The sequence below is a fragment of the Streptomyces aureus genome (genome assembly GCF_000725495.1).
GTDB classification, from domain to species: Bacteria; Actinomycetota; Actinomycetes; order Streptomycetales; family Streptomycetaceae; genus Streptomyces; species Streptomyces aureus_B.
Genome location: NZ_JNZD01000018.1, coordinates 39,829 through 60,963 on the forward strand (window position 1 = coordinate 39,829; position 21,135 = coordinate 60,963).

Consider the following 21,135-nt stretch of genomic DNA (forward strand, 5'->3'; position numbering starts at 1 on the left):
CGGACGTTAACTCCGGGAGGTATCGGCTGTCTCCTTCGGATTCCATGCTTTTCCGCGCCCTCTGGTCAACGGATAACAGGCCAGGCCGAGGAGAACGGAGGTGAAATGCCCGAGATCGGTGAACGTACGGGCGGTGAAGAAGGGAATCCCGTACACCGCCAGGACCGCCGCCAGATACAGATAGCGCCAGGGCGCCGCGATCCGGTAGGTGAGCACGCCGACCACTCCCGCGAGGGCGTAGCTCACCCCGACGTCCAGGGTGTCGACCGCGGAGTGCGGCGCCACTCCGTGCCGGATCGCCCAGAGCAGCGCACCTTCGCTGACCAGCGTCGACACGACGTGGGCGATCGCGTTGACCGCGAGCCAGCGGGCGGTGCCGAGCCAGCGTTCGGCCGGCGCCTGGAAGACGGTGTAGAGCACGGCGTACGGGATCCAGTGCCCGCCGTCGATCCACATCGCGCTCGCGAACAGCACCCGCACCGGATTGTTCGACAGCTCGTGAATGTTCGTCGAGCGCTGCCGCAGGAAGTCCTCTTCGAAATCCGGAGACATGTGGTGCAGGGCCACGGTGGTGACGAAGAGAATCGTCAGCCAGACATAGGTGCCCGGCGCCCCGCGCACATACATCCACACCCTGTGGAAAAACCGCTCACCGCGCATGGCCTGCTTCACCCATGCCGGTAGTGTCCCTTATGCGATCGACATTCCGGACGAGCCGCCCGTACCGGGGAAGCGTTCCCGGCCGGTGACGGACTCCGGCCGGGCCGCCGCCCGGCCGCGCGCAGCGCCTACGCTCGGCCCATGATCCGTATCGCGACCCCCGACGACGTCCCCGTCATCCACGCCCTGGTCCGTGAACTCGCCGAGTACGAGAAGGTGCCGGACGAGGCGCGGGCGACCCCGGAGCAGCTGCACGAGGCGCTGTTCGGACCGCGTCCGGCGGCGTTCGCGCACATCGCCGAGGACGACACCACGGGCGAGACGGTCGGCTTCTCGCTGTGGTTCCTGAACTTCTCGACCTGGCGCGGTGTCCACGGCATCTACCTGGAGGACCTGTACGTACGCCCCGCCGCGCGCGGCGGCGGCCACGGCAAGGCGCTGCTCACGGAGTTGGCACGGATCTGCGTCGAACGCGGCTACCAGCGCCTGGAGTGGTCCGTCCTCGACTGGAACCGGCCGTCCATCGGCTTCTACGAGTCGCTGGGCGCGCGCCCGCAGGACGAGTGGACGGTGTACCGGCTGACGGACGAGGCGCTGGAGAAGCTCGGCGGACGCGGCTGAGACGGGGGTCGGGGGGCGGGCCGACCCGTGCGCCGGGCCGCCGGACGCCGGGTCATCGGGCTCGGCCACCGGCCACCGAGGGCGCGAAGTGTCACGCACATGGCACGAAGCTGTGAAATGGCCGAATCGACCGGGTGTTCGTAGGAGCCCTCGCTACTGTCTGGTGCCGTGAACGTCACTGATGGTGCGGGAGTTCTCCGCTTCTCCCTGCTGGGCCCGCCGCGCGCCTGGCGGGGCGGTACGGAACTGCCCCTCGGCTCACCGCAGCAGCGGGCCGTGCTCGCGGTGCTCCTCCTGCGCCGCGGGCGCGCGGTCGGCGTCGGCGAACTCGTCGACGGCGTCTGGGGACACGACCCGCCGGCCGGCGCCGTCCCCACGCTGCGCACCTATGTGTCGCGGCTGCGCAGGCTGCTGGAGCCCGACCGGCCCCCGGGCGCCCCGCCCCGGCTCCTGGTGTCCCTCGGCGACGGCTACGCACTGCGCACCGAGGAGATCACCGGAGACCTCGGCGACTTCGAGGAGAACCTGGCGCGGGCCGAGCGCCTGCGTGCGCGGGGCGACAGCCGCGGAGCGGCCCGGCTGCTCGACACCACGCTCGCCGGCTGGCAGGGCACGCCCCTGGCCGGCGTTCCCGGCCCGTTCGCCGAGGCGGAGCGGGCCCGTCTGACCGAACGGCGGCTGGCCGCCCTGGAGTACCGGCTCCGCGTGGAACTCGAACTCGGCCGCCACGAGGCGGTGCTGCCCGAACTGGTGGCGCTGCACGAGGCACAGCCGCTGCGCGAGGCCGTGTGCGAGCTGCTGCTGGTGGCCCTTTACCGCTGCGGCCGGCGGGCCGAGGCCCTGGAGGTCTACGCGAGCACCCGCCGCACCCTCGTGGACGAACTCGGCATCGAACCCGGCTCCTCGCTGCGGGCGGCCCACGCGCGGCTGCTGGCCGGGGACCTCGACCTGTCGCCGCCGCCCGTCCCCGTACCCGCCGGTACCGAGGACACGGCGGACGCCGGGGCCCCCGGGGACGTGCCGGAGACGGGGGCGGACGGCTCCGGCGGGGACGGTCCGTCCCGGGCCGCGGGGAACGTCCATCCCTCCCAGCTTCCCGCCGACCTGCCCCTGTTCACCGGGCGGGACGCCGAACTCCGGCGGGTCGACGCACTGTTGCCGGCCGAGGAGCATCCGGACACGGCCGTCATCGGTCTCGTCAACGGCATGGCCGGGGCGGGCAAGACGACCCTGGCCGTGCACTGGGCGCACCGAGTCGCCCACCGCTTCCCCGACGGCAGCCTCTATGTGAACCTGCGCGGCTACGACCAGGGCGGCTCCGTCATGGAGCCCACCGAGGCACTGGAGACCTTCCTCGTCGCGCTCGGCGTGGCCCCGCAGGCCGTCCCCGAGGGGGTCGACGCGCAGGCCGCCCTCTACCGCAGCGTCCTGGCCGGCCGCCGCGTCCTGATCGTGCTGGACAACGCCCGCGACAGCGCGCAGGTACGGCCGCTGCTGCCGGGCACCCCCGGCTGTCCCGTCCTCGTCACCAGCCGCAGCCGACTGACCGGACTGGTGGCGGGCCACGGCGCCCACCCGCTCACCCTGGGCCCGCTGACCGGCGGCGAGGCCCGCGCCATGCTGTCCCGGCGCATCGGCGCCGCGCGCGTGGACGCCGAGCCGGAGGCCGCCGAGGCCATCGTCGGGCTGTGCGCCCGGCTGCCGCTGGCCCTCGCCATCGTGGCCGCGCGGGCCGCCCACCACCCCGGCTTCCGGCTCGCGGACATCGCGGACGAACTCCGCGAGACCCACGGCAGCCTGGACGCGTTCACCGGCGGCGACGCCCAGACGGACGCCCGCGCCGTCTTCTCCTGGTCCTACCACGCGCTGCCGTCCGCCGCCGCGGACCTGTTCCGCCGGCTGTCGCTCCACCCGGGGCCCGACATCGGCACCGCCGCGGCAGCCGCCCTCGCCGGGGCGCCCGTCCGCCCGGTCCGGGCCCTGCTGACCGAACTGACCGGGGCCAGCCTGCTCGGCGAACACGCGCCGGGGCGATTCGCGTTCCACGACCTGCTGCGCGCCTACGCCCGCGAACTGGCCGGCACCGAGGACACCGAGGAGCGGCGCGGCACGGCGCTGCGCCGCATGCACGACCACTACCTGCACACCACCCACCACGCCTCCGCCGTCATCAGCCCGCGCCGCGAGACCCTTCCCCTGCCGCCGAGCACAACGGACGGCGGCGCCGTCCGGTTCACCGGACGCCGTCAGGCCATGCAGTGGCTGCGCACGGAGCGGCACGTGCTGCGGGCGGTCGTCGAGCACGCCGCCGCGCACGGCCACGAGGACCACGCGTGGCGCACCGCGGTCGGTCTCGACCTGTACTTCGACCGGCTCGGTTTCTGGCACGACCTGATGGAGATCAACAGCGCCGCGCTGCGGGCCGCCCGGGCGGTCGGCGACCGCACCGGCGAGGCGCACGCGCTGCGCGGCCTGGGCTTCTTCCACACCCGGTTCGCGCACTCCGCCGAGGCACGGCGGGATCTCGGCCGCGCGCTGGAGCTGTTCCGGGCCGAGGGCGACGGGCCGGGCGAGGCCCGCACCCGGCGCTGCCTGGCCTACCAGGCCAACGGGGAGGGCCGGTTCGCCGTCTCGCTGGACCACTACGCGCACGCCCGGGACCTCTACCGTGCCGAGGGGAACGTCGGCAACGAGGCCCTCGTCCTGAACGAGGTCGGCTGGACGTACATCCTGCTCGGCGAGCACGAGAAGGCGCTGGAGCACTGCGAGAAGGCCGTCGCGCTGCTCCAGGAGATCGGGGACCCGGCCGGCGAGGCCGCGGCGCAGGACAGCGTCGGCTACGCCCATCACCAGCTCGGCCGGTACGAGGCCGCGGTCGGCCCCTTCGAGCGCGCCCTCGCGCTCTACCGCGAGATCGGCGACCACTATCTGGAGGCGGACACCCTGCGCCACATCGCCGACTCCCGGCTCGCCGCCGGCGAACGGGAGGAGGCCGTCGAGGCCTTCCGTGCGGCGCTCGCCCTCCTGGAGGGGCTCTCCCATCCGGAGGCCGCGGACCTGCGGGAGACCCTGCGCGACCTGGACGCCCACGCCCCCTCGGGGAGCGGTCCGGCCTGACCCGGCCGGGCACCTTCGGGCGAGATCGGGGTGGTCGGGCGCGGTGGCGGGTGGGCGCGCGTGGTCGGGGCCGGTCACGGGGCCGGCCGTGGTCAGGCGGCCGTGCGGGCCGGGTCCGGCCGCCGCGACGGGCCGTCCTCGTCCGCGACCGCCCCGTGTTCGCGCAGCGCCAGCCGTAAGACGCGCAGCGCGTAGTACACCCGGGACTTGACCGTGCCCTGCGGGATGCCCAGGAGCTCCGCCGCCTCCTGCGTGGTGCGGTCCTCCAGGAACGTCGCCCGGATCACGTCGCGGTGGGCGGGGGTGAGCGACCGCAGGGCCTCGCGGACCACGACGGACGACAGCATCCGGTCGATGTCGTCCACCTCGGCGCCCAGTTCGCCGAGCCAGGTGGCGCCGCCCGTCTCCAACGGCCGTGCCATCCGCGTCCGGTGCGCGTCGATGACGAGGTTGCGCGCGACCCGGAACATCCAGGGCCGCACCGCCATCCCCTCGTCGTCGACCAGGTTCCGCTTGTTCCAGCAGCGCAGCAGCGTCTCCTGGATGACGTCCTCGGTGCGGTGCGTGTCCCCGCCGAGCATGCGCAGCACGTACGTGTAGAGGGCGGGGCCGTGCTCCAGGTAGAGGTCGCGCAGCGCCCGCTCCTCGGAATCGACCGCGCTCGCCGAGCCGATGACGGTGACGTTCATGGTGTGCTCCTGTTCCTGTGGACGGCCGGACCGGGATGAACCGGAACCCGGACCGCCGGGGGGAACGGAGTGTTCCGAGGGGCGTTCCACGTACGTTTGACGTCGGGTGTACGAAGCGATGGACGAGCAGGTCGCAGCGGGTGCGGGCCCGGACGTCCGGGGGGTTGCGCGGGGCTCGGAGCGGACGTGGGGGGCGGGGAGCTGCGGGGGCGGGGGGTCAGACGTACGCCTCCAGGGCTTCGACCTGTCCGCGGACCTGCCCGACGAGTGCCGCGTGGCCGGGGGGCAGCAGACCGTCGCGTTCCAGCACGGCCCACATGTGCAGCAGTTCGCGTCCGTGGGCGACGAGGGCCCGGTCGTCGTCGAGCTGCTGCCAGGCCGCCGCGGCCCGCGCCACGTCGGCGGGTGCCCGGCCGTCACCGGCCCCGCAGCGGATCCGGGCCACGGCCAGCGCCAGCACGACGGCCTCCCGGTGGTCCCCGCGCAGATGCGCGAGGTACGCCTCGACCGCCCGCGCCTCCACGGCGTACGGGTGCCCGGCGCCCAGTGTGTCCGTCAGGTCCTCGCGCAGCGCGGTCGCGCCGGCGTACGCCTCGTCGAGCCGGTCGTCGGCGGCCAGCGCGTTGACCCGGCCGAGCCGTGCGGTGAGGTCGGCGGGCAGGGCGGAGCGGACGGCGGGAGCCGCGACGCCGGCCTGGTCCTTCGCCTCGGCGCGGGCGGTGGCCGGGTCCCCCGCCTCGGCGCGGGCGGCGGCCGTGGCGCGGGCCCGCGCCACGGCGGTGGCGACGGCGGAACCCCCGGCGGCGGGGGCGGGGACCACGACGGTCGGGGCGGGGGCCACCACGGTCGGGGCGGGGACCACCACGGCGGATGCGGGGGCCACGGCCGGCACGGGGGCCACGGCGGGCGGAGCCGTGGGGGGCCCGGGCTCCCCGGCCGTGTCCTCCCCGGGTTCCAGGACACTGCTGGACCCGTCGGGAAGCACCCGGAGCAGGAACCGGGCCGCGGCGGGACCGTCGTGGACCGTCGCCACGACGGCTCCGCCGTTCTCCTGTGCGTACCCCTCCAGCCGGTCGAGGACGACCTCGTGCACGGACAGGCCGGGCTCGGGGACCAGGGTGTGTCCGTCGATCTCGGCGATCCCGTCGCCGGAGATGTACACGTCGAAGCGGGCCATGCCGTCCTCCTCAGGTGGTGGTCGGCGCGGGGCCGGCCGTGGTCGCGTCCGGGTCGGGCGTGACGCCCGGAGTGGCACCCGAGGGAGGGGCGCCGATGCCCTGGTACTTCGCGAACTGGGCGCGGACGGCCAGGACATAGCCCTGGGCCTCGTTCGTCCGCGGCACTCCCCTGGCCGCGCGGACGGCGTCCATCCCGACGTCGTAGCCGGCCAGCGCGAGGTCCAGGACGGTGTTGGTGGTGCCGTTCCCGTCGCTCTGGTCCACCTCGCCCGCGTCGATCATCTGCTGCCCCTGCTTGGCCAGTTCGCACAGGTAGCGGCCCTGCGCCATGATCGAGTCCTTCGCGTCCAGGGCGGAGGTCTTGCCGTTGTCGTCGTCGTCCTTGCCGTACTGGGTGAAGACGTCGGGCGGCAGCTGTGAGAGGCCCTTCTCCCCGTTCGGGCCGACCAGGGCGCTGTTGAAGCCGGACTCCTTCTCGATCTGCGAGGCGATGACGATCGGGCCGATCGCGCCGCACAGTTCGCCCGCCTTCTGGATCGGGTCCGCCAGGTCCGCGGGGACCGTCGAGGTGTCCAGCTCGCCCTTGCCGTCGCCCTGGAAGATGCCGAGGGACTGGTCCGCGGTCTCCTGACTGGGGGGATCGCCCCCGCCGCCGTGGAACAGCAGGTACAGCGCGATGAGCGGGGCGAGCAGGACCCCGAACCCGCCCATGATCACCACGACGACCAGCGTTCCGGCCAGGGCCAGCGGCGACAGCAGGCAGCCGCAGCCGGTCCCCGCGATGATCCCGTTCCTGACGGCGGTCGACGAACCGCCCTCCCCGCCCTCTCCGCTCATGGCACCCGCCTTCTTCCCCTCGCCTTGAACCGCTGCGGCCACACGGCCCGTTGTGCTGTCCGACGGGCTCGACAGACCCAAACGGGCCCCGGCGCAAATAAGTTCAAACCAGTGGAAACCAGATGATCGAGAGCAGCCGATCACCGAGCGAAGAGGGGGGCGGGGCACCTATGGGCACTCCTTCGGCGATGCCGTCGGGCCCGGGGTCCTGGGTACGGGGGCCGAAGAACCCGCAGCGGACGCCACCACCGGCGGGGCCCGCCGCCGGCCCGGACGACACCGGCGGGCCGACGGCCCCCACCGACGCGTACGCCCCGGCCCCGGGAGGCGCCACTGCCGCCCCGGCGGCACCGGGGACCGGTGGGCCGACGGCTCCCGGCGCCGGTCCGGCGCCTGCTCCCGTTCCCGCGGGCCACACCGTGCCCGGCGCGGCCTCCCCCGCCCGGCCCGCGCCCGACCGGACGCCCCCGGCGCACACCACGCCGGGCGCGACCCCGGGCGGCCTGCCCGCACCGGCTCAAGTCCCCGCGGGACAGGTCGCGTTGCACGCGCATCCCGGGGGCCGGGGTGCCGGGGCGGGCGAGATCCGGGACCGGGGTGTCCCGGCGCGGGCCGCCGGGCGGGGGCGCACCGCGCCGGGAAGCGCGACCGAGCCCTCCTGGGGCCGGCCGAAGCGGCCCGGGACGGCGCGCGCCGCGTCACGGGACACGGTCGGCTGGGTCAAGGCGCACGGCGGCTCCGGCGCGACCTCGCTCGCCGAGCTGTTCGGCGGAGTGGAAGTGGGAACCCGCTGGCCGGACCCCGCCCGCGGCGAACCGCGCCGGGTCGTCCTGGTCGGCCGGACCGGCGCGCGCGGACTGCGGTCCGTCTCCCAGGCACTCGGCGCGCTCCAGGACGGCGACGCCCCCCAGGGGCTCGAACTGCTGGCCGTGGTCCTCGTCGCCGACGCTCCCGGGCGGCTGCCGCTCGCCCTGCTGCGCCGCATCCGCGTGCTCCGCTCCGTCGCCCGCGTGCACCGCGTGCCGTGGATTCCGGCCTGGCGCACGGGCGGCCGCCCCGCTTCCGTTCCCCGCCAACTCGCCGCCCTCGCCCGCCTGGTGGGCGCGGAGGCACACACCGAGGGGGCCGCGTCGTGACCCGGACCCTCCTCGCCGCGCCGTACCTGGCCGCCTACACCCCGCCCGTGCAGGCCGACACCATCCTCGGCCTGCTCGCCTGGTGCGCCTCCGCGTGCGGAGTCGGCGGGCTGATCATCGTCGGCATCCAGATGGCGCTCCAGCTGCGCCGCGGCGACCCCGGCGAGGGCGGCGAGCACTTCCGCGGCGTCTTCTTCGTCACCCTCAGCTGTCTGATCGCCACCTGCGCCGGTCCGCTCGTCGCGGCCCTCGGCAGCCTCCAGCTCCTCGGGCCCTGACCGCGGCCCACCGTCCCGACACCCCAGTCACCCTCCCGCCCACCGCTCGCGCGGGCGCCGAATCCCTCGGAGATCCTCATGTCCTCTCTGCTCCAGGCAGCCTCCAGCATCCTCGCCGCCGGCGTCCCGCAGCCCGCGGCCAACGCCCCCGGCGAGCTCACCGCCAAGGTCAACACGGTCCTCGGCATAGCCGCCTGGGCCGGTACCGCGGCCGGGGTCGCCGGCGTGCTGATCACCGGCGCGATGATGGCCGTCTCCGTCAAGCGGGGCGAGAGTTCGGAGCACATGAGCCGGCTCGGCATGGTGCTCGGCGGCTGTGTCCTCGTGGCCACCGCGGGCCCCCTGGTCAGCTTCGTCTTCGCGTAGGCCGGGCGGTCGGTCGTGATGTTCAAACGCAGGGAGCGCCGGCTCGCGGAGTCCGGGCCCTACTACAGACAGCGCAGCTGGCAGCTGTCGGCGGGATTCCTCGCCGTTGTGGCCGTGGTGGGCGGGGTCGTCACCCTGCTGTCCGGTCCGGACACCACCGCGGCCCACGCGAGCGGCGCGGCCACCGCCGGCCCGCTGGCCGGCCAGGCGACGAAGGACGGCCGCCCCCGCGGCTGCCGCACCGACGACGCCACGGGCGCCGAACTGCCCAAGAAGGCTCCGGGGGACGTCGGCTGGCGCACCCTCGGGGTCGCGCGGGTGCCCGTCTCCCCCTCCGCGGGACCGACCCGCATCCAGGGAGCCCTGTGGTGGTGCTACGCGCACACGCCCACCGGGGCCGTGATCGCCGCCCACGTCATCCCCTCCCAGATGAGCGGATCCGACTGGCGCACCGTCACCGAGCAGCAGGTCGTCCCCGGCCGGGGACGCGAGATGTTCGAGTTCCAGCGCGCCACCGTCCAGAGCACCGACGGCCGGGACAGCGGCACGGCCGTCGCCTCGTACGCGGGCTTCTCGGTGAGCTCGTACACCGGCACGGCGGCGACGGTCCGGCTGCTCCTCAAGAGCGCCCAGGGCTACGCGGCGACCGACATCTCCCTGCGCTGGAGCGGCGGCGACTGGAAGGTCCGCCCCGACGACAACGGTTCGCTGCACTCGCCGGTGTCGGCCGTCCAGAGCACCAACGGCTTCGTCCTGTGGGGGGTCTGACGTGAACTGCACGTCCGGGAATCCGGTCATCGACCTGGTGAAGGGGTTCTTCAGCTTTCTCGGCGATCCCATCGGGACCATCGTCGACCTGATCGCCAAGACCATCCTCGCGGGCGCGGTCGCGGTGTTCGCCGCGCTGACCACCAACGTCCCGACGCTGGAACAGACCCAGACGTCGAAGGACATCAGCAGCGACACCCAGTGGATCGTGGTCTACCTGGCCGTCGGCTCGCTGCTCTTCGCCGCCTGCCGCATGGCCATCGAGCGCAAGGGCGACGCGGGCCGCACCGCCCTGAAGGGCATCATGCGGGTGGTGCTCGTCTCGGGCGCCGCCACCACCGTCGTCGTGGCCGCCGCGGCCGTCGGGGACAGCTACTCCAACTACCTGTTCAACAGCGCCGTACAGGACTCGCTGAACAACGTCGGGGCGTGCTCGGACGGCAGCGGGATCCAGTCCTTCCTGCTGCTGGTCCTCGCCTTCCTGCTGCTGATCGCGGGCATCGTGCACACGGTCCTGATGTACATCCGGCTCGGCGTGATGATGCTGCTGCTGGGCACCCTGCCGCTGGCCGCCGCCGCCTCGATGACCGACTGGGGCGCCGGCTGGTGGCGCAAGCACATCGGCTGGATGATCGCCTGGCTGCTCTACAAACCCGCCGTCGCCCTCGTCCTCAACGCCGGTATGGCGATGATCAATTCGGGGAAGAGCAGCGGCACCGGTGACGTCGCCACCATCAACACCCGGATCGCCGGCATCGGCGTCATGCTGCTCTCCGCCATCGCCCTGCCCGCGCTGCTGAAGCTCATCGTGCCGGCGACCGCGGCCATGGGCACCGGCAACCCGATGTCCTCGATGGGGCAGGCGGGCTCCAGCCTGGCCAGCGGTGCGGTGCAGCTCGGCGGCGGCCGGGGCGCCTCCGGCGGCGGCGGGGGGATGGGCCCGAGCGGCGCGACCGGCTCCGCCGGTTCGGGCGGTTCCTCCGGCGCCGGCGGCGCCGCGGGGGCACCCGGCTCGGGCGGCGAGGCCGGTGCCACCGGCTCCGGCGGCGCGGCCGCGGCGGGCCGGGCCGGCGCCTCGGGTGCCTCCGGCGCCTCGGCGGCGGGCGGCGCGGCGGCGGCCGGACCGGCGGGTGTCGCCGTCCTCGCGGCGGTGGCCGCGGCCCAGGTCGCCGGCTCCACGGTGACCGGCGCGGTCGAGGGAGCGGACGGCGAACTGGGCCACAACAAGTGACCCCGGTACCTCGCCGCTCCTGACTCTCCTCCCCTGAACGGCCGTCGGGTCCCCGCTCCCCCCGCGGGGACCCGGCGGTCCCCCTCGCCACCCCGGCGCACCCCGTCAACCCCACCTCGTCCCACGAAGGGAAACCGGACCCATGTCCACGGAAGCCGTCATCCATCCGACCTACGGGAACTGGCGCAGGCCACGCCGGCCGGGCCTCGGACCGCTCGGACTCGTCGGCACCTTCGGGGTCTTCGGCGGGCTGATCGTCACCCTGCTGGCGTCGCTGATCTCGCTGTACGCGGCGCTGGTCGTGCTCGTACCGACCGTGGTGCTCCTGGCGCCGCTCGCCGTCCGCACCCAGGACGGGCGCAACGTCTACCAGTTGATCACCCTGCGCGTCGGCTGGTGGCGCCGCAAGGCGAAGGGCGCGCACCTGTACGTCTCCGGTCCGCTGTCCGCCCGGCCCGGCGGCCGGTTCCGCCCGCCGGGGCTGCTCAACAAGGTCAGCGCGTCGGAGGGGCGGGACGCCTACGACCGTCCGTTCGGCGTCCTGCACCACCCCGTCCGCAACCTGTACACGATCGTCCTCGGCTGCGACCCGGACGGCGGTTCGCTCATCGACCCCGACCAGGTCGACGTGTGGGTCGCGCTGTGGGGCGAGTGGCTGGCGCGGCTCGCCCACGAACCCGGCCTGCGCGGCGCCACCGTCATCGTGGAGACCGCCCCCGACCCGGGCACCCGGCTCGCCCACGAGGTGCTGCCCCGCATCCATCCCGACGCCCCGCCGGCCGCCCGCGCGGTCATGGAGGAGGTCGTCGAGCGCTACCCGAGCGCGTCCTCCGAGATGCACACCTACATCACCCTGACCTACGGCGTCCCGCCGGGCCAGAAGCGCAAGAAGGAGGACGTGATCGCGGATCTCGCCATCCGCATCCCGGGCCTGCTCAGCGGGCTCGTCGCGGCGGGCGGCGGTGCCGCGTACCCGCTGTCGGCCGAGCGGATCGCCGAGGTCGTCCGCGTCGCCTACGACCCCGCCGTGGCCGCCGACGTCCTCAACGCCCGTGCCCAGGAGGGCGGTACGGGCCTGGAGTGGGACGACGCGGGCCCCGCCGCCGCCGTCGAGACCGTCAACAGCTACCAGCACGACTCCGGCGTCTCCCGGACCTGGCTGCTGACCCTCGCGCCGCGCGGCACCATCCGCTCCTCGGTGCTCCGGGGCATGCTGGAGGCGGCCCCCGGCACCCGCCGCAAGCGCGTCGCCCTCGTCTACCGGCCCATCGACCCCGCCACCTCGGCCCGCATCGTCGAGGCGGACCGGCGCAGCGCCCAGTTCATGGCCTCGTCCGGCAAGGGCATGGTGCAGGCCCGCGCGGCCTCCGAGGTACGCGCTGCCGAGCAGACCGCCGCCGAGGAGGCCTCGGGCGCGGGGCTCGTGGAGTTCTCGCTGATGCTGACGGTCACCGTCGACAGCATGGAGGAGCTCGCCGACGCGAGCGTCACCGTCCGCAATCTGACGGCGGCCTCCCGCGTGCTGATGCGGCCCGCGGACCGGATGCAGGCGGCGGCGTTCAGCTGCACCCTGCCGGCCGGGATCCTCCCCTGGGAGCAGACCCTCGTCCCGCACGAAATCCAGGAGGCGCTGTGAGCCGGCGCGAGCGGAAGCGGGCCGAGCGGGCCGACCGGCTGGCCGAGGAGCGGCAGACGCTCACGGCCCCGGACGGGGGCCACCCGGAGCGGGAGGAGCACGGGGAGCGGGCGCCGTCGAGGGGTGCCGCGGGATCCTCCCTGAAGTCCGCCGCGAAATCCTCCGCGAAGGACATGCCGGGGATCCCGGCGAAGGGTGCGTCGAAGACCCCGGCGAAGGGTGCGTCCAAGGCTCCCGCCAAACCCAAGGAGCTGTTCGTCCCGCACCGCGGCTGGTACGGGGTCGGCGGCGGGCGCGTCGGCTATATGGATCCGCCCACCATGTGGCGGGCCACCACCGTGCAGGCATGCGGCATGTGGCCCTTCGCGGCCGGTTCCGGATCGCCCATGACCGGGGTGCCGCTCGGGCAGCACCTGTTCACCGGCGCCACCGTCTGCGGCGACCCGCTGAACTGGTTCACCCGGGCCCGCTACATCTCCAACCCCTCCCTGTTCATGCTCGGCATGCCGGGCCTCGGCAAGTCCACCCTGGTCAACCGCATGCTGATCGGACTCGCCGCGACCGGTGTCGTCCCGCTCGTCCTCGGCGACCTCAAGCCCGACTACGCCGACACCGTCCGCGCGCTCGGCGGCCAGGTCATCTCCATCGGCCGCGGCCGGGGCGGCATCAACGTCCTCGACCCCGGTGCCATGGGCGAGGCCGCCGCGAAGATCGGCGGCGAGGCCGGCGAGGTGCTGCGGGCCGAGGCCCACGGCCGGGTGCTGAACATGGTCGCCGCCCTCGTCACCATCGTCCGCGGCCGGCCCATGGACGACCACGAGCAGTCCGTCCTGTCCGCCGTGCTGCACCATCTGCGCGAACGGACCCCCGAGGGACGGACGATCCTGCTGCCCGACGTGCTGCGGGTACTGACCGAGGGCCCGCCCCGGGTCCGCTCGGTCACCCTCGACCGCGGGGACGACGCCCGCTACCGGGACGCCGTCGACCCGCTGCACCGGTCCCTGCTCGGCATCCTCGACGGCCCGCTCGGCGACACCTTCGCCTCCGAGACCTCCACCCGTATCGACCCGAACGCGCCCGCCGTGTGCATCGACATCTCCGGCATCGGCGAGGCCGACACCCAGCTGACCGCCGCCGCGATGCTCGCCGCCTGGTCCGACGGGCTCGGCACGGTCGCCGCCTCGCACGCCCTCGCGGACGCCGGACTCGCGCCCCGGCGCTGGTTCTTCACCGTCCTCGACGAACTGTGGCGACCGCTGCGCGCCGCCTCCGGCATCGTCGACCGCATCGACGCGCTGACCCGGCTGAACCGCTCGCTCGGCCTCGGCGACGCGAAGATCACCCACACCCTCAAGGACGCCGAGGCCCTCGGCACCGACGCCGACCGGGCCAAGGCCCGCGGCTTCGTCGAGCGCGCCGGCATGGTGGTGTGCGCCGGGCTGCCGAAGACGGAGATGGAGGACCTCGGCAAGGTGGTCGGCCTGTCCCGGCGCGAGATCGAACTCGTGTCGTCCTGGTCCTCGCCGCCCGGCTGGGGCGTCGACGGCGACAACGAGGAACCGCCCGGCCGAGGCCGCTTCCTCATCAAGGTCGGCGGCCGCCCCGGCATCCCCATCAAGGTCGCCATCACCGATGCCGAGCGCCGGCTGCACAACACCAACACCCGCTGGACGCCGAACGAGGACGCCGTCGAGAAGGCCGCCGCCCGCGCCGCCGAACAGGTGGCACGGGCCGCGCGCGAGGGCCTCGGCGGATTCGGCGCCGACTCGGCGGCCGGGCGGTGGACCGCGTGAGCGCCTCCCGCGGCGGCGACGCCCACGATCTGCTGCCCTGGGCCGTCGTCGCGGTCGTCGGCACCGGCCTGCTGCTGTTCACCGTCGCCTGGTCCGGCGGCACCCTCGGGGCCGGTCTGGCCGGCGACGGCTGGGCCGCCCCGCCCTTCGCCCTGTCCACGGTCACCCGGCTGGTCGACGGCGGGCCGCGGGCGCTGTGGCCCGGCACACCGCCCGCCGCCGTCTACGGGGGCATGCTCGGTCTGCTCGTCCTGGTCACCGTGCCCGTCGCCCTCGTCGTCCGGCTCCTCGTGGACCGGTCGGCCCGCCCCAAGGGCCTGGCCGGACGGCGGGAACTGGCGGGCCTGTGCCCCAAGGGCGTCGAGGCCCGCGCCCGCGAGCTGCGCCCCGCCCTCGAGGGCCGCGACCGGGTCCACCCCGACGAGACCGGCAACCTCCTCGGCGACCTGGAGCCCAAGGGCCCCGAGCTGCGCAGCAGTTACGAAGACGTGGAACTCGACCTCATGGCGCCCCGCGCCGGCAAGTCGACCGGGATCGCCGTGCCCCGGGTGCTGCGCGCCCAGGGCGCCGTCCTGCTCACCTCCAACAAGGCCGACGTGTACGCCGTCACGCGGGCCGAGCGCGCGAAGGCCGGCGCGGTCTGGACGTTCGATCCGCAGGGCATCGCCCACACCCCGCGCGCGATGTGGTGGAACATCCTCGGCGAGTGCCACACCATCGAGGGCGCCCGCCGGATGGCCGGGCACTTCGTCGCCTCCGTCAACGACGACAGCGCGAAGAAGGACTTCTGGATCTCGGCCGCCCAGAACACCCTCACCGCGCTGTTCCTCGCCGCGGCCCGGAGCCGCAGCCCGCTGACCGACCTCCTGCGCTGGCTCGCCGACCCCGCCGACCGCACCCCGGTCGACCTGCTCCGCGAGGTCGGGCTCACCGCGATGGCCGAGCAGTTGCAGGGAACCGTGCGGGGCGCGGTGGAGACCCGGGACGGCATCTACGAGACCGCCCGGCAGACCGTCTCCTGCCTCCTCGACCCGGAGATCCTCGCCTGGGTCACCCCCGATCCCGACCTGCCCGAGTTCCGCCCCGACCTGCACGTCCTCGGCCACGACACGCTCTACCTGCTGTCCAAGGACGGCGGCGGCTCGGCGGCCGGGGTCATCGCGGGGCTCGCGGACGCGACGATGCGGGCCGGTGTCGTGGCCGCCGAGCGCATGGGCGGCCGGCTCGACCCGCCGCTGACCGCGGTGCTCGACGAGGCGGCGAACGTCTGCCGCATCGCCGATCTCCCCGACCTGTACTCGCACTTCGGCTCCCGCGGCATCAACGTCGTGACCCTGCTCCAGAGTTACCGCCAGGGCGCCCGGGTCTGGGGCGAGGTCGGCATGGACGCGCTGTGGAGCGCGGCGACCGTCAAACTCCTCGGAGCGGGCCTGGACGACGCCGACTTCGTCCAGAAGATCTCCACCCTGGTCGGCCAGCACGACGTGCGCACCCCGAGCGTCTCCCGGAGCAAGGACGGCACGTCACGGTCGTACTCCTACCGCCAGGAGGCCGTCCTGCCGCCGGACCGGATCCGCGCGCTGCCGAAGGGAACCGCGCTGCTCCTCGCGACCGGCGTCAGGCCCGCCCTGATCCGGCTGCGCCCCTGGTACAAGGAGCCCGGCGCCGGGGCCATCGCGGCGGCGGCGAAGGCGGAGACGGCGGCGATCACCCGCCGGGCGGCGGGCCGGGCGGCGCCCGGCGTGGACCTGGGAAAGCCGGAACCGGGCCTGGACACGGCACCGGCGTGATCCCGAGCGACGCCTGGCGGGGCGCCTGTCGGGGGCGCCGGTGCGGCGTCTGGCGGGGGCGCCGGTGCGGCGTCTTGCGGGGAGCCCGTCAGGGGCGTCGGGGCGACCCCTGACGGGACACCCATCAGGGGCGCCGGGTGGCGGGCGCGGGACGCACCGGGCGCCGGGCGGGGCCAGAGGGCCGCCCCGGGCGCTTACGGCCCCTGGCCCTGGCGCCGACTCCGGCCCCCGGCCTGGGTACCGGCCTCGTTACCTGCCCTGGCCCCGTATCGGCTCCGCCCCCAACCGGGTGCCGGCTCCGGCTTCGGTGTCGGCTCAGGGCTTCGCTTCGGCACCGGCTCCGGCTTCGGCAACTCCGGCCCCGACTCCGGTGCCAGCGCTGGCTCCGAATCCGGCTCCGGCTCCGGCCTCGGCCTCGGCCTCGGCTTCGGCTTCGGCTTCTGCTTCTGCTTCTGCTTCGGCTCACGAAGGGGCCACGACGCCGGGCCCGGCTCTCGGCTCACGAAGGGGCCACACCGGTGCTCCGGCCCCGCTCACGAAGAGAGCATCACGCCCGTGCCGAACGCCAGGGTCGCGGACAGGAACCAACCGAACGACGGCGCCAGCAGATACCGCAGCGTCCACAGCCGGGCCGTGGCCGGCCGGTTCTGCGCGTAGACCACGGGCACGCTGCCGCCGACCGGTGGAAGCCCGCACAGCGGCCCCCGCCACCCCGGGTCGAGGACCAGCCCGCGGCCCAGGTGGTCGGAGAACGCCACGAGTCCGCCCCGGCGCCGGTCCGAGACGGCGCGGGGCGTCACCCGGCCCATGACCCGCAGCCCGCGCACCCACAGCCGTACGGCCTCCAGCGCCGACCGGGTCGCCAGCGTCAGGAAGCCGAGGCCGAACCCCGTGCACAGCGCCAGCAGCACCAACTCCGCGCCCATACCGATCCCTTCGTCCGCGAACCGCACCCGGGACGCACAACGGGAGGCGCGTCCCACCGGTTCATGCCCACGCCCTGAACCGCCGGACACCACCGCCCCGTTGTGGGGACGAAACCGCCCCGCACAGCTCACACCTTCCACGAAAGGAGACCCGGCACCGATGAGACGGATCCTGCGCGCACCCGGCCGGCGGACGGCGGCGACCGTCACCCTGGCCCTCGCCCTGGCGGCGGCCGCCCCGCAGCCGGCCCGGGCCGAGCCCGGCACCCTCACCGAGGTGCGCGCCGAACTCGAACGGCTCTACCACGACGCGGAGGTCGCCACGAACCGGTACGACGCGGCCGACGAGAAGGTGACCGCGCAGGTGAAGCGCGTCCACGCGCTGCGGTCCCGGATCGGGGCGGCCGAGACGCGGCTGGGCCGCCTCACCTCCCTGGCGGGAGCCGCGGCCCGCGCCCAGTACCGGGGGGACAGCCTGCCCGCCGAGATGCAGTTCGCCCTCTCCGGCAATCCCGAACGCGCCCTGGACGACGCGTCCTTGGTCCGGCAGGCACAGCGGGCCACCCAGGGGGTGCTGACCGCGCTGAGCGCCACCCGCGAGGACCTGGGAACCCGTACGGAGGAGGCCGCGGCCGAGCTGAAGCGGCTGCGGGCGAGCCGTCGCGACCGTGACACCGAGCGCCGGACGATCGAGAAGCACATCGCCGAGGCGAAGAGCCTGGAGTCCCGGCTGGAGAAGAAGGAGGTCGAACGGATCGCCGCCCTGGAGAAGAAGGAGGCCGACGACGCCCAGGCCACCTGGGTGGGCACGGGCATCCTCGACAAGGTCGGCACCGAGGCGACGCCGGCCGGCCGGAAGGCGATCGCGTTCGCCACCCGCCAGCTCGGCAAGCCCTATGTGTGGGGCGCCGAGGGCCCCGACTCCTACGACTGCTCGGGTCTCACCTCGGGGGCATGGCTCGCGGCGGGCCACCCCATCCCCCGCACCTCGGAGGAGCAGTGGCGCCTGCTGAAGCACGTGCCCGTCGAGAAGATGCGGCCGGGCGACCTCATCATCTACTTCGCCGACGCCAGCCACGTCGCCCTCTACATCGGCGACGGAAAGATCATCCAGGCGCCCCGGCCGGGCCGCTGGGTGTACGTCTCCCCGGCCGCGTCGATGGAGATCCTCGGCGTGGTCCGCCCGGACGCCTGAGACACGGACCCGAGTGGACCCGGGTGAGGTGATGCGGGACCGGCGCGGTCCGCCCCTCACCTCACCCGGGAGGCGGTCCGAACGGATCGGCGGCGTCCACGGTGGGCACCTCCTTCGGGCGGTGCCCCCCGGGCCTGCATCCGGCGAACACCCCGGACGGGTCCCGCAGGTTCTGCATGATCGGCCCCAGGAAGTCCCGGTGCCAGGCCGCCGGGCCGCTCGCCCCGGCCTCGGAGCCGGTGTCGCTCAGCTCCCCCCAGGCCAGCCACAGCCCGTGCAGCTGGGCGACCGCCTCCGGGTGCTCCCACCAGCGCGAGCACCAGGGAGCCATGGAGGTGACCTCCCGGCCGTAGACCGGGAGCAGCACGTGGTGCACCCACAGGGTCAGCCCCCGAAGCGCCCGGCCGTACTCCGGCCCCTCCAGGTAGAGGATGAACTTCGGTGCCGTGTCCGCCTGTTCGGCGTCGGACGCCTCGACCGTCATGGCGCTCCTTCCTGATGCGCGGCGGGAGCCGCGTCGGACAGTGCTGCCGGGGCGGTCGCGGACCCGGGGACTCCGCCCGCCCCGGCACCACAACGCACCCGTGCCGTACGCGGTTCACGGGCGCCCCGCTCCGCCGGGGCCGGCGCCGGGTTGAACCGCCCGGAGCCCGCGTCCGTTGCAGCTGTCACGGCCGTCGGGACGATCCGGGAGCGACCGGCCGGCGGTTCGACAGCGCGAGTGGACGGCAGTCGCTCGCCACCGGCGAGGAGGACCTCACGATGGCGCTTTTCGACGAGACGAAGTTCCGGTCCGACGAGGCGGAGATGCGGGCGGAGGTGAAGAAGTACGGCCTGCACCACGACAAGGCCTTCATGAAGGCCTTCGACGGCTACGTCGACCAGCTCTATCTGAACGGCACCTGGCTCAACCAGGGGCACACCCCGAACCCGGGCTGGTCCGCGGACGCGGCGACCAATCTGATCTCCGAGTTCGACCGGATCAACGCCCTGCACGTCCCGGCCTCCTGGTGGCGGGCGAACAAGCGGGAGAAGAACTTCGCGGCGATGCGGGACGCGAAGGCGCAGGAGACCCTGAGCAAGAAGTACCTGTGGAGCAAGACGGAGCCGTACTACCCGGCGCGGCAGGCCGCGGCGGCCGGCGGTCTCATCCTGGAGTCGTCACCGCCGGGAAGGATCTTCAACGGACGGAACTGCGGGTTCACCAACTGGTCGGACGCTCCGGTGCAGGCCGAGCTGTGGACGCACATGTCCAGCCACTACGTGGACGGGGCACGGGGGCCGGTCGAGGCGGTGATCCTCGAGGGCAAGGTGGACAACAGCGTCCTGACCGCGCACGAGTGGCCCCACCTGAAGAAGCGCATCGAGGCCGGCCAGGTCTCCAACATGCACGTCAAGGTCATGGGGATCAGGGGCGACTCGCAGGACTCGTCCACGTGGTCGCTGCAGACGAGGGCGACGTTCAACGTCCACTCGCAGAAGTCGTTCGACCAGATCCCCTCCCCGGACGACCCGAATTTCGCGGCCAAGCAGAACCGCTGGCGCGACCGGGAGAAGGCCCGGAACGCCTCCAAGTCCTCCAAGTCCTCGACCAGCTCGTCGAGTTCGCAGGACAGCGCGTCGAGCAGCCACTCGCTCAAGACCTTCCACGAGGTCTTCGACGACCCGAACGCGGTTGTCGTCCTGGCCGACCCCGCCACGAGCGGCGCCACGGCCGCGGAGAGCCCGAAGGACCTGTCCGGGACCGTGAACCGTCAGCTCACCCGGGCCGCGACCAACGCCTCCCTCCAGGGCGCGAGCCGGGCGGCCACCGAGGCCGCCGTCCTGACCGCGCTGAACGAACAGGCGGCGGCAGCGGTCTCCCTGGAGAGCAAGCTGACGGCCTTCCGGGCGGAGCAGGTACGGCGGGCGAGCACCTCCCAGTGGCCGGGCGCGCAGAACTACGGCGACCAGCTGGCCCAGGGGGTGTCCACGCTGGGTCTCGGTCACTCGGCCGCCGACTACTCGCCGACGTCGTCGGTGCCCGGGGCCGGGGGCAGCTACTTCCCCCAGGGGGCCACGTACACCACGGCGCCCCAGTACGCCTACACGGCCCGGCCGGTCGCCGTCGACACGTCGTACTCCATGCCACGTACGGAGTCCCCGGTCGAGAGCGCCTCGCTCTTCGAGCCTCCGTCGCCGCCCGTGCACGACGCCGGGTCGTTCCACCCCTCGTACACGAACACCCAGGAGCGCACGCCGAGCACCGGTTCGGCCTCCTCGGACTTCGGAGCACCGCTGGAGCACGCTCCGCGGAATCCCAGCCCGCCGTCCGAGGTCCCGGTGCAGACGTCGTCGGGGAAGCAGAAGGCGAAGGAGCCGAAGAAGGAGGCCAAGCAGGCGAAGTCGGGCGGCGGCCTGGCGGCGTGGGTCAGGGGCGACCAGTACAGGAAGAAGCCCGGCGGCCCCAGCAAGCGCTGACGGACCCGGGGGCCGCGGGAAGCGCGCACGGCCGCGCCCCCCGGGCTCCCGGGGCTTCGCACCCCGGACGGATCCGTCACAACTCCTGGCCGTTGCGTTGAACCGCCGTACCCAAGCGGCCCGTTGTGCTGTACGAACCCGTGCCGGCGTCCGGCCGGCACCGCACGGCCGAGAGACCGGGAAGGTGTACCCATGTCCACTGCCCGTACGAGGCGGTTCGCTCCGGGGGGTCTGCTGGAACGGCGCGGGTCCGCGCCGGCCGCGAACGGGTGCTACGGCCGTACGGATCCGCCGCGTCCGGCCGCCGGCTCCCCCTGGTTCCCCGACGCTCCCCTGCCCCCGGCCCTGCTGCGGCTGCCCGCCGGATTCGAACCGCGCGGGAGCTGACCGGGCCGACCGCGGGGAGGCGGTCGCACGAGCGGACCACAGGCACCGGAGGCACCCACGACCCCGA

Annotated in this window: 19 protein-coding genes; 13 read left to right on the forward strand and 6 right to left on the reverse strand. The window is 74.1% G+C overall.

The features are described from left to right. Positions 1 to 6: 6 nt before the first annotated feature. Entirely contained in the window at positions 7 to 660 is a 654-nt protein-coding gene (locus IO36_RS22145; RefSeq protein ID WP_209441250.1) for a rhomboid-like protein, read from the reverse strand. A 141-nt stretch (positions 661 to 801) separates the two neighbouring features. On the opposite strand from IO36_RS22145, the gene IO36_RS22150 reads away from it, so the two are divergent. Both IO36_RS22150 and IO36_RS22155 read left to right on the forward strand, forming a co-directional pair. Further along, entirely contained in the window at positions 802 to 1,281 is a 480-nt protein-coding gene (locus IO36_RS22150; protein ID WP_037622307.1) for a GNAT family N-acetyltransferase, read from the forward strand. A gap of 168 nt (positions 1,282 to 1,449) precedes the next feature. After that, complete coding sequence (locus IO36_RS22155; RefSeq protein WP_037622308.1) at positions 1,450 to 4,398, forward strand: AfsR/SARP family transcriptional regulator; 2,949 nt, start codon at positions 1,450 to 1,452, stop codon at positions 4,396 to 4,398. Positions 4,399 to 4,490: 92 nt separating this feature from the next. Here the strand turns inward: IO36_RS22155 and IO36_RS22160 are convergent, their stop codons facing one another. The 3 genes from IO36_RS22160 to IO36_RS22170 form a co-directional block, all read right to left on the reverse strand. Then, on the reverse strand, positions 4,491 to 5,087 hold the full coding sequence (locus IO36_RS22160; protein WP_051900810.1) for a sigma-70 family RNA polymerase sigma factor: 597 nt from the start codon (positions 5,085 to 5,087) through the stop codon (positions 4,491 to 4,493). Positions 5,088 to 5,304: 217 nt separating this feature from the next. Then, complete coding sequence (locus tag IO36_RS43220) at positions 5,305 to 6,264, reverse strand: hypothetical protein (protein WP_051900811.1); 960 nt, start codon at positions 6,262 to 6,264, stop codon at positions 5,305 to 5,307. Positions 6,265 to 6,274: 10 nt separating this feature from the next. Next, positions 6,275 to 7,102, reverse strand: coding sequence for a lytic transglycosylase domain-containing protein (locus IO36_RS22170; protein WP_037622309.1), 828 nt, complete (start codon positions 7,100 to 7,102; stop codon positions 6,275 to 6,277). Between the two features lie 419 nt (positions 7,103 to 7,521). Here IO36_RS22170 and IO36_RS22175 point away from each other — a divergent pair, with 419 nt between their 5' ends. From IO36_RS22175 to IO36_RS22210, 8 genes are all read left to right on the forward strand, one after another. Next, positions 7,522 to 8,238, forward strand: coding sequence for a DUF6668 family protein (locus tag IO36_RS22175; RefSeq protein ID WP_245173410.1), 717 nt, complete (start codon positions 7,522 to 7,524; stop codon positions 8,236 to 8,238). Next, complete coding sequence (locus IO36_RS22180; RefSeq protein WP_037622310.1) at positions 8,235 to 8,516, forward strand: hypothetical protein; 282 nt, start codon at positions 8,235 to 8,237, stop codon at positions 8,514 to 8,516. The genes IO36_RS22175 and IO36_RS22180 overlap by 4 nt, the downstream gene beginning before the upstream one ends. Positions 8,517 to 8,594: 78 nt before the next feature. Further along, on the forward strand, positions 8,595 to 8,882 hold the full coding sequence (locus IO36_RS22185; protein ID WP_107065775.1) for a hypothetical protein: 288 nt from the start codon (positions 8,595 to 8,597) through the stop codon (positions 8,880 to 8,882). An 18-nt stretch (positions 8,883 to 8,900) separates the two neighbouring features. Further along, positions 8,901 to 9,650, forward strand: a complete 750-nt coding sequence (locus IO36_RS22190; RefSeq protein WP_037622312.1) for a DUF8175 domain-containg protein — start codon at positions 8,901 to 8,903, stop codon at positions 9,648 to 9,650. A 1-nt stretch (position 9,651) separates the two neighbouring features. After that, positions 9,652 to 10,881: a hypothetical protein gene (locus IO36_RS22195; RefSeq protein ID WP_037622313.1), complete on the forward strand. Its 1,230-nt coding sequence runs from the start codon at positions 9,652 to 9,654 to the stop codon at positions 10,879 to 10,881. A gap of 142 nt (positions 10,882 to 11,023) precedes the next feature. Then, positions 11,024 to 12,517, forward strand: a complete 1,494-nt coding sequence (locus IO36_RS22200; RefSeq protein WP_037622314.1) for an SCO6880 family protein — start codon at positions 11,024 to 11,026, stop codon at positions 12,515 to 12,517. A gap of 305 nt (positions 12,518 to 12,822) precedes the next feature. Next, positions 12,823 to 14,310, forward strand: a complete 1,488-nt coding sequence (locus IO36_RS22205) for an ATP/GTP-binding protein (RefSeq protein ID WP_425535545.1) — start codon at positions 12,823 to 12,825, stop codon at positions 14,308 to 14,310. Next, positions 14,298 to 16,100, forward strand: a complete 1,803-nt coding sequence (locus IO36_RS22210) for a type IV secretory system conjugative DNA transfer family protein (RefSeq protein ID WP_051900813.1) — start codon at positions 14,298 to 14,300, stop codon at positions 16,098 to 16,100. Before IO36_RS22205 ends, IO36_RS22210 begins: the two co-directional genes overlap by 13 nt. Before the next feature lie 533 nt (positions 16,101 to 16,633). Here the strand turns inward: IO36_RS22210 and IO36_RS22220 are convergent. After that, the gene (locus tag IO36_RS22220) at positions 16,634 to 17,026 is read right to left on the reverse strand and encodes a hypothetical protein (protein ID WP_037622468.1); all 393 of its coding nucleotides are present in this window, start codon (positions 17,024 to 17,026) and stop codon (positions 16,634 to 16,636) included. 160 nt (positions 17,027 to 17,186) lie between these two features. Here IO36_RS22220 and IO36_RS22225 point away from each other — a divergent pair, with 160 nt between their 5' ends. Then, positions 17,187 to 18,221: a C40 family peptidase gene (locus IO36_RS22225; RefSeq protein WP_037622317.1), complete on the forward strand. Its 1,035-nt coding sequence runs from the start codon at positions 17,187 to 17,189 to the stop codon at positions 18,219 to 18,221. A gap of 61 nt (positions 18,222 to 18,282) precedes the next feature. Here the strand turns inward: IO36_RS22225 and IO36_RS22230 are convergent, their stop codons facing one another. Further along, positions 18,283 to 18,705, reverse strand: a complete 423-nt coding sequence (locus IO36_RS22230) for a DUF4913 domain-containing protein (RefSeq protein WP_037622318.1) — start codon at positions 18,703 to 18,705, stop codon at positions 18,283 to 18,285. Between the two features lie 278 nt (positions 18,706 to 18,983). Between IO36_RS22230 and IO36_RS22235 the strand changes: the two genes are divergently transcribed. Continuing rightward, complete coding sequence (locus IO36_RS22235; RefSeq protein ID WP_037622320.1) at positions 18,984 to 20,681, forward strand: hypothetical protein; 1,698 nt, start codon at positions 18,984 to 18,986, stop codon at positions 20,679 to 20,681. Positions 20,682 to 20,873: 192 nt separating this feature from the next. Then, positions 20,874 to 21,068: a hypothetical protein gene (locus IO36_RS22240; RefSeq protein ID WP_037622321.1), complete on the forward strand. Its 195-nt coding sequence runs from the start codon at positions 20,874 to 20,876 to the stop codon at positions 21,066 to 21,068. Positions 21,069 to 21,135: the final 67 nt, after the last annotated feature.

Bases quoted from the DNA above. Each gene is read 5' to 3' on its own strand.
- IO36_RS22145 (WP_209441250.1), bottom strand. From the start codon at position 660: ATGCGCGGTGAGCGGTTTTTCCACAGGGTGTGGATGTATGTGCGCGGG.
- IO36_RS22150 (WP_037622307.1), top strand. From the start codon at position 802: ATGATCCGTATCGCGACCCCCGACGACGTCCCCGTCATCCACGCCCTG.
- IO36_RS22160 (WP_051900810.1), bottom strand. From the start codon at position 5,087: ATGAACGTCACCGTCATCGGCTCGGCGAGCGCGGTCGATTCCGAGGAG.
- IO36_RS43220 (WP_051900811.1), bottom strand. From the start codon at position 6,264: ATGGCCCGCTTCGACGTGTACATCTCCGGCGACGGGATCGCCGAGATC.
- IO36_RS22170 (WP_037622309.1), bottom strand. From the start codon at position 7,102: ATGAGCGGAGAGGGCGGGGAGGGCGGTTCGTCGACCGCCGTCAGGAAC.
- IO36_RS22185 (WP_107065775.1), top strand. From the start codon at position 8,595: ATGTCCTCTCTGCTCCAGGCAGCCTCCAGCATCCTCGCCGCCGGCGTC.
- IO36_RS22190 (WP_037622312.1), top strand. From the start codon at position 8,901: ATGTTCAAACGCAGGGAGCGCCGGCTCGCGGAGTCCGGGCCCTACTAC.
- IO36_RS22200 (WP_037622314.1), top strand. From the start codon at position 11,024: ATGTCCACGGAAGCCGTCATCCATCCGACCTACGGGAACTGGCGCAGG.
- IO36_RS22205 (WP_425535545.1), top strand. From the start codon at position 12,823: ATGGATCCGCCCACCATGTGGCGGGCCACCACCGTGCAGGCATGCGGC.
- IO36_RS22220 (WP_037622468.1), bottom strand. From the start codon at position 17,026: ATGGGCGCGGAGTTGGTGCTGCTGGCGCTGTGCACGGGGTTCGGCCTC.
- IO36_RS22225 (WP_037622317.1), top strand. From the start codon at position 17,187: ATGAGACGGATCCTGCGCGCACCCGGCCGGCGGACGGCGGCGACCGTC.
- IO36_RS22230 (WP_037622318.1), bottom strand. From the start codon at position 18,705: ATGACGGTCGAGGCGTCCGACGCCGAACAGGCGGACACGGCACCGAAG.
- IO36_RS22235 (WP_037622320.1), top strand. From the start codon at position 18,984: ATGGCGCTTTTCGACGAGACGAAGTTCCGGTCCGACGAGGCGGAGATG.
- IO36_RS22240 (WP_037622321.1), top strand. From the start codon at position 20,874: ATGTCCACTGCCCGTACGAGGCGGTTCGCTCCGGGGGGTCTGCTGGAA.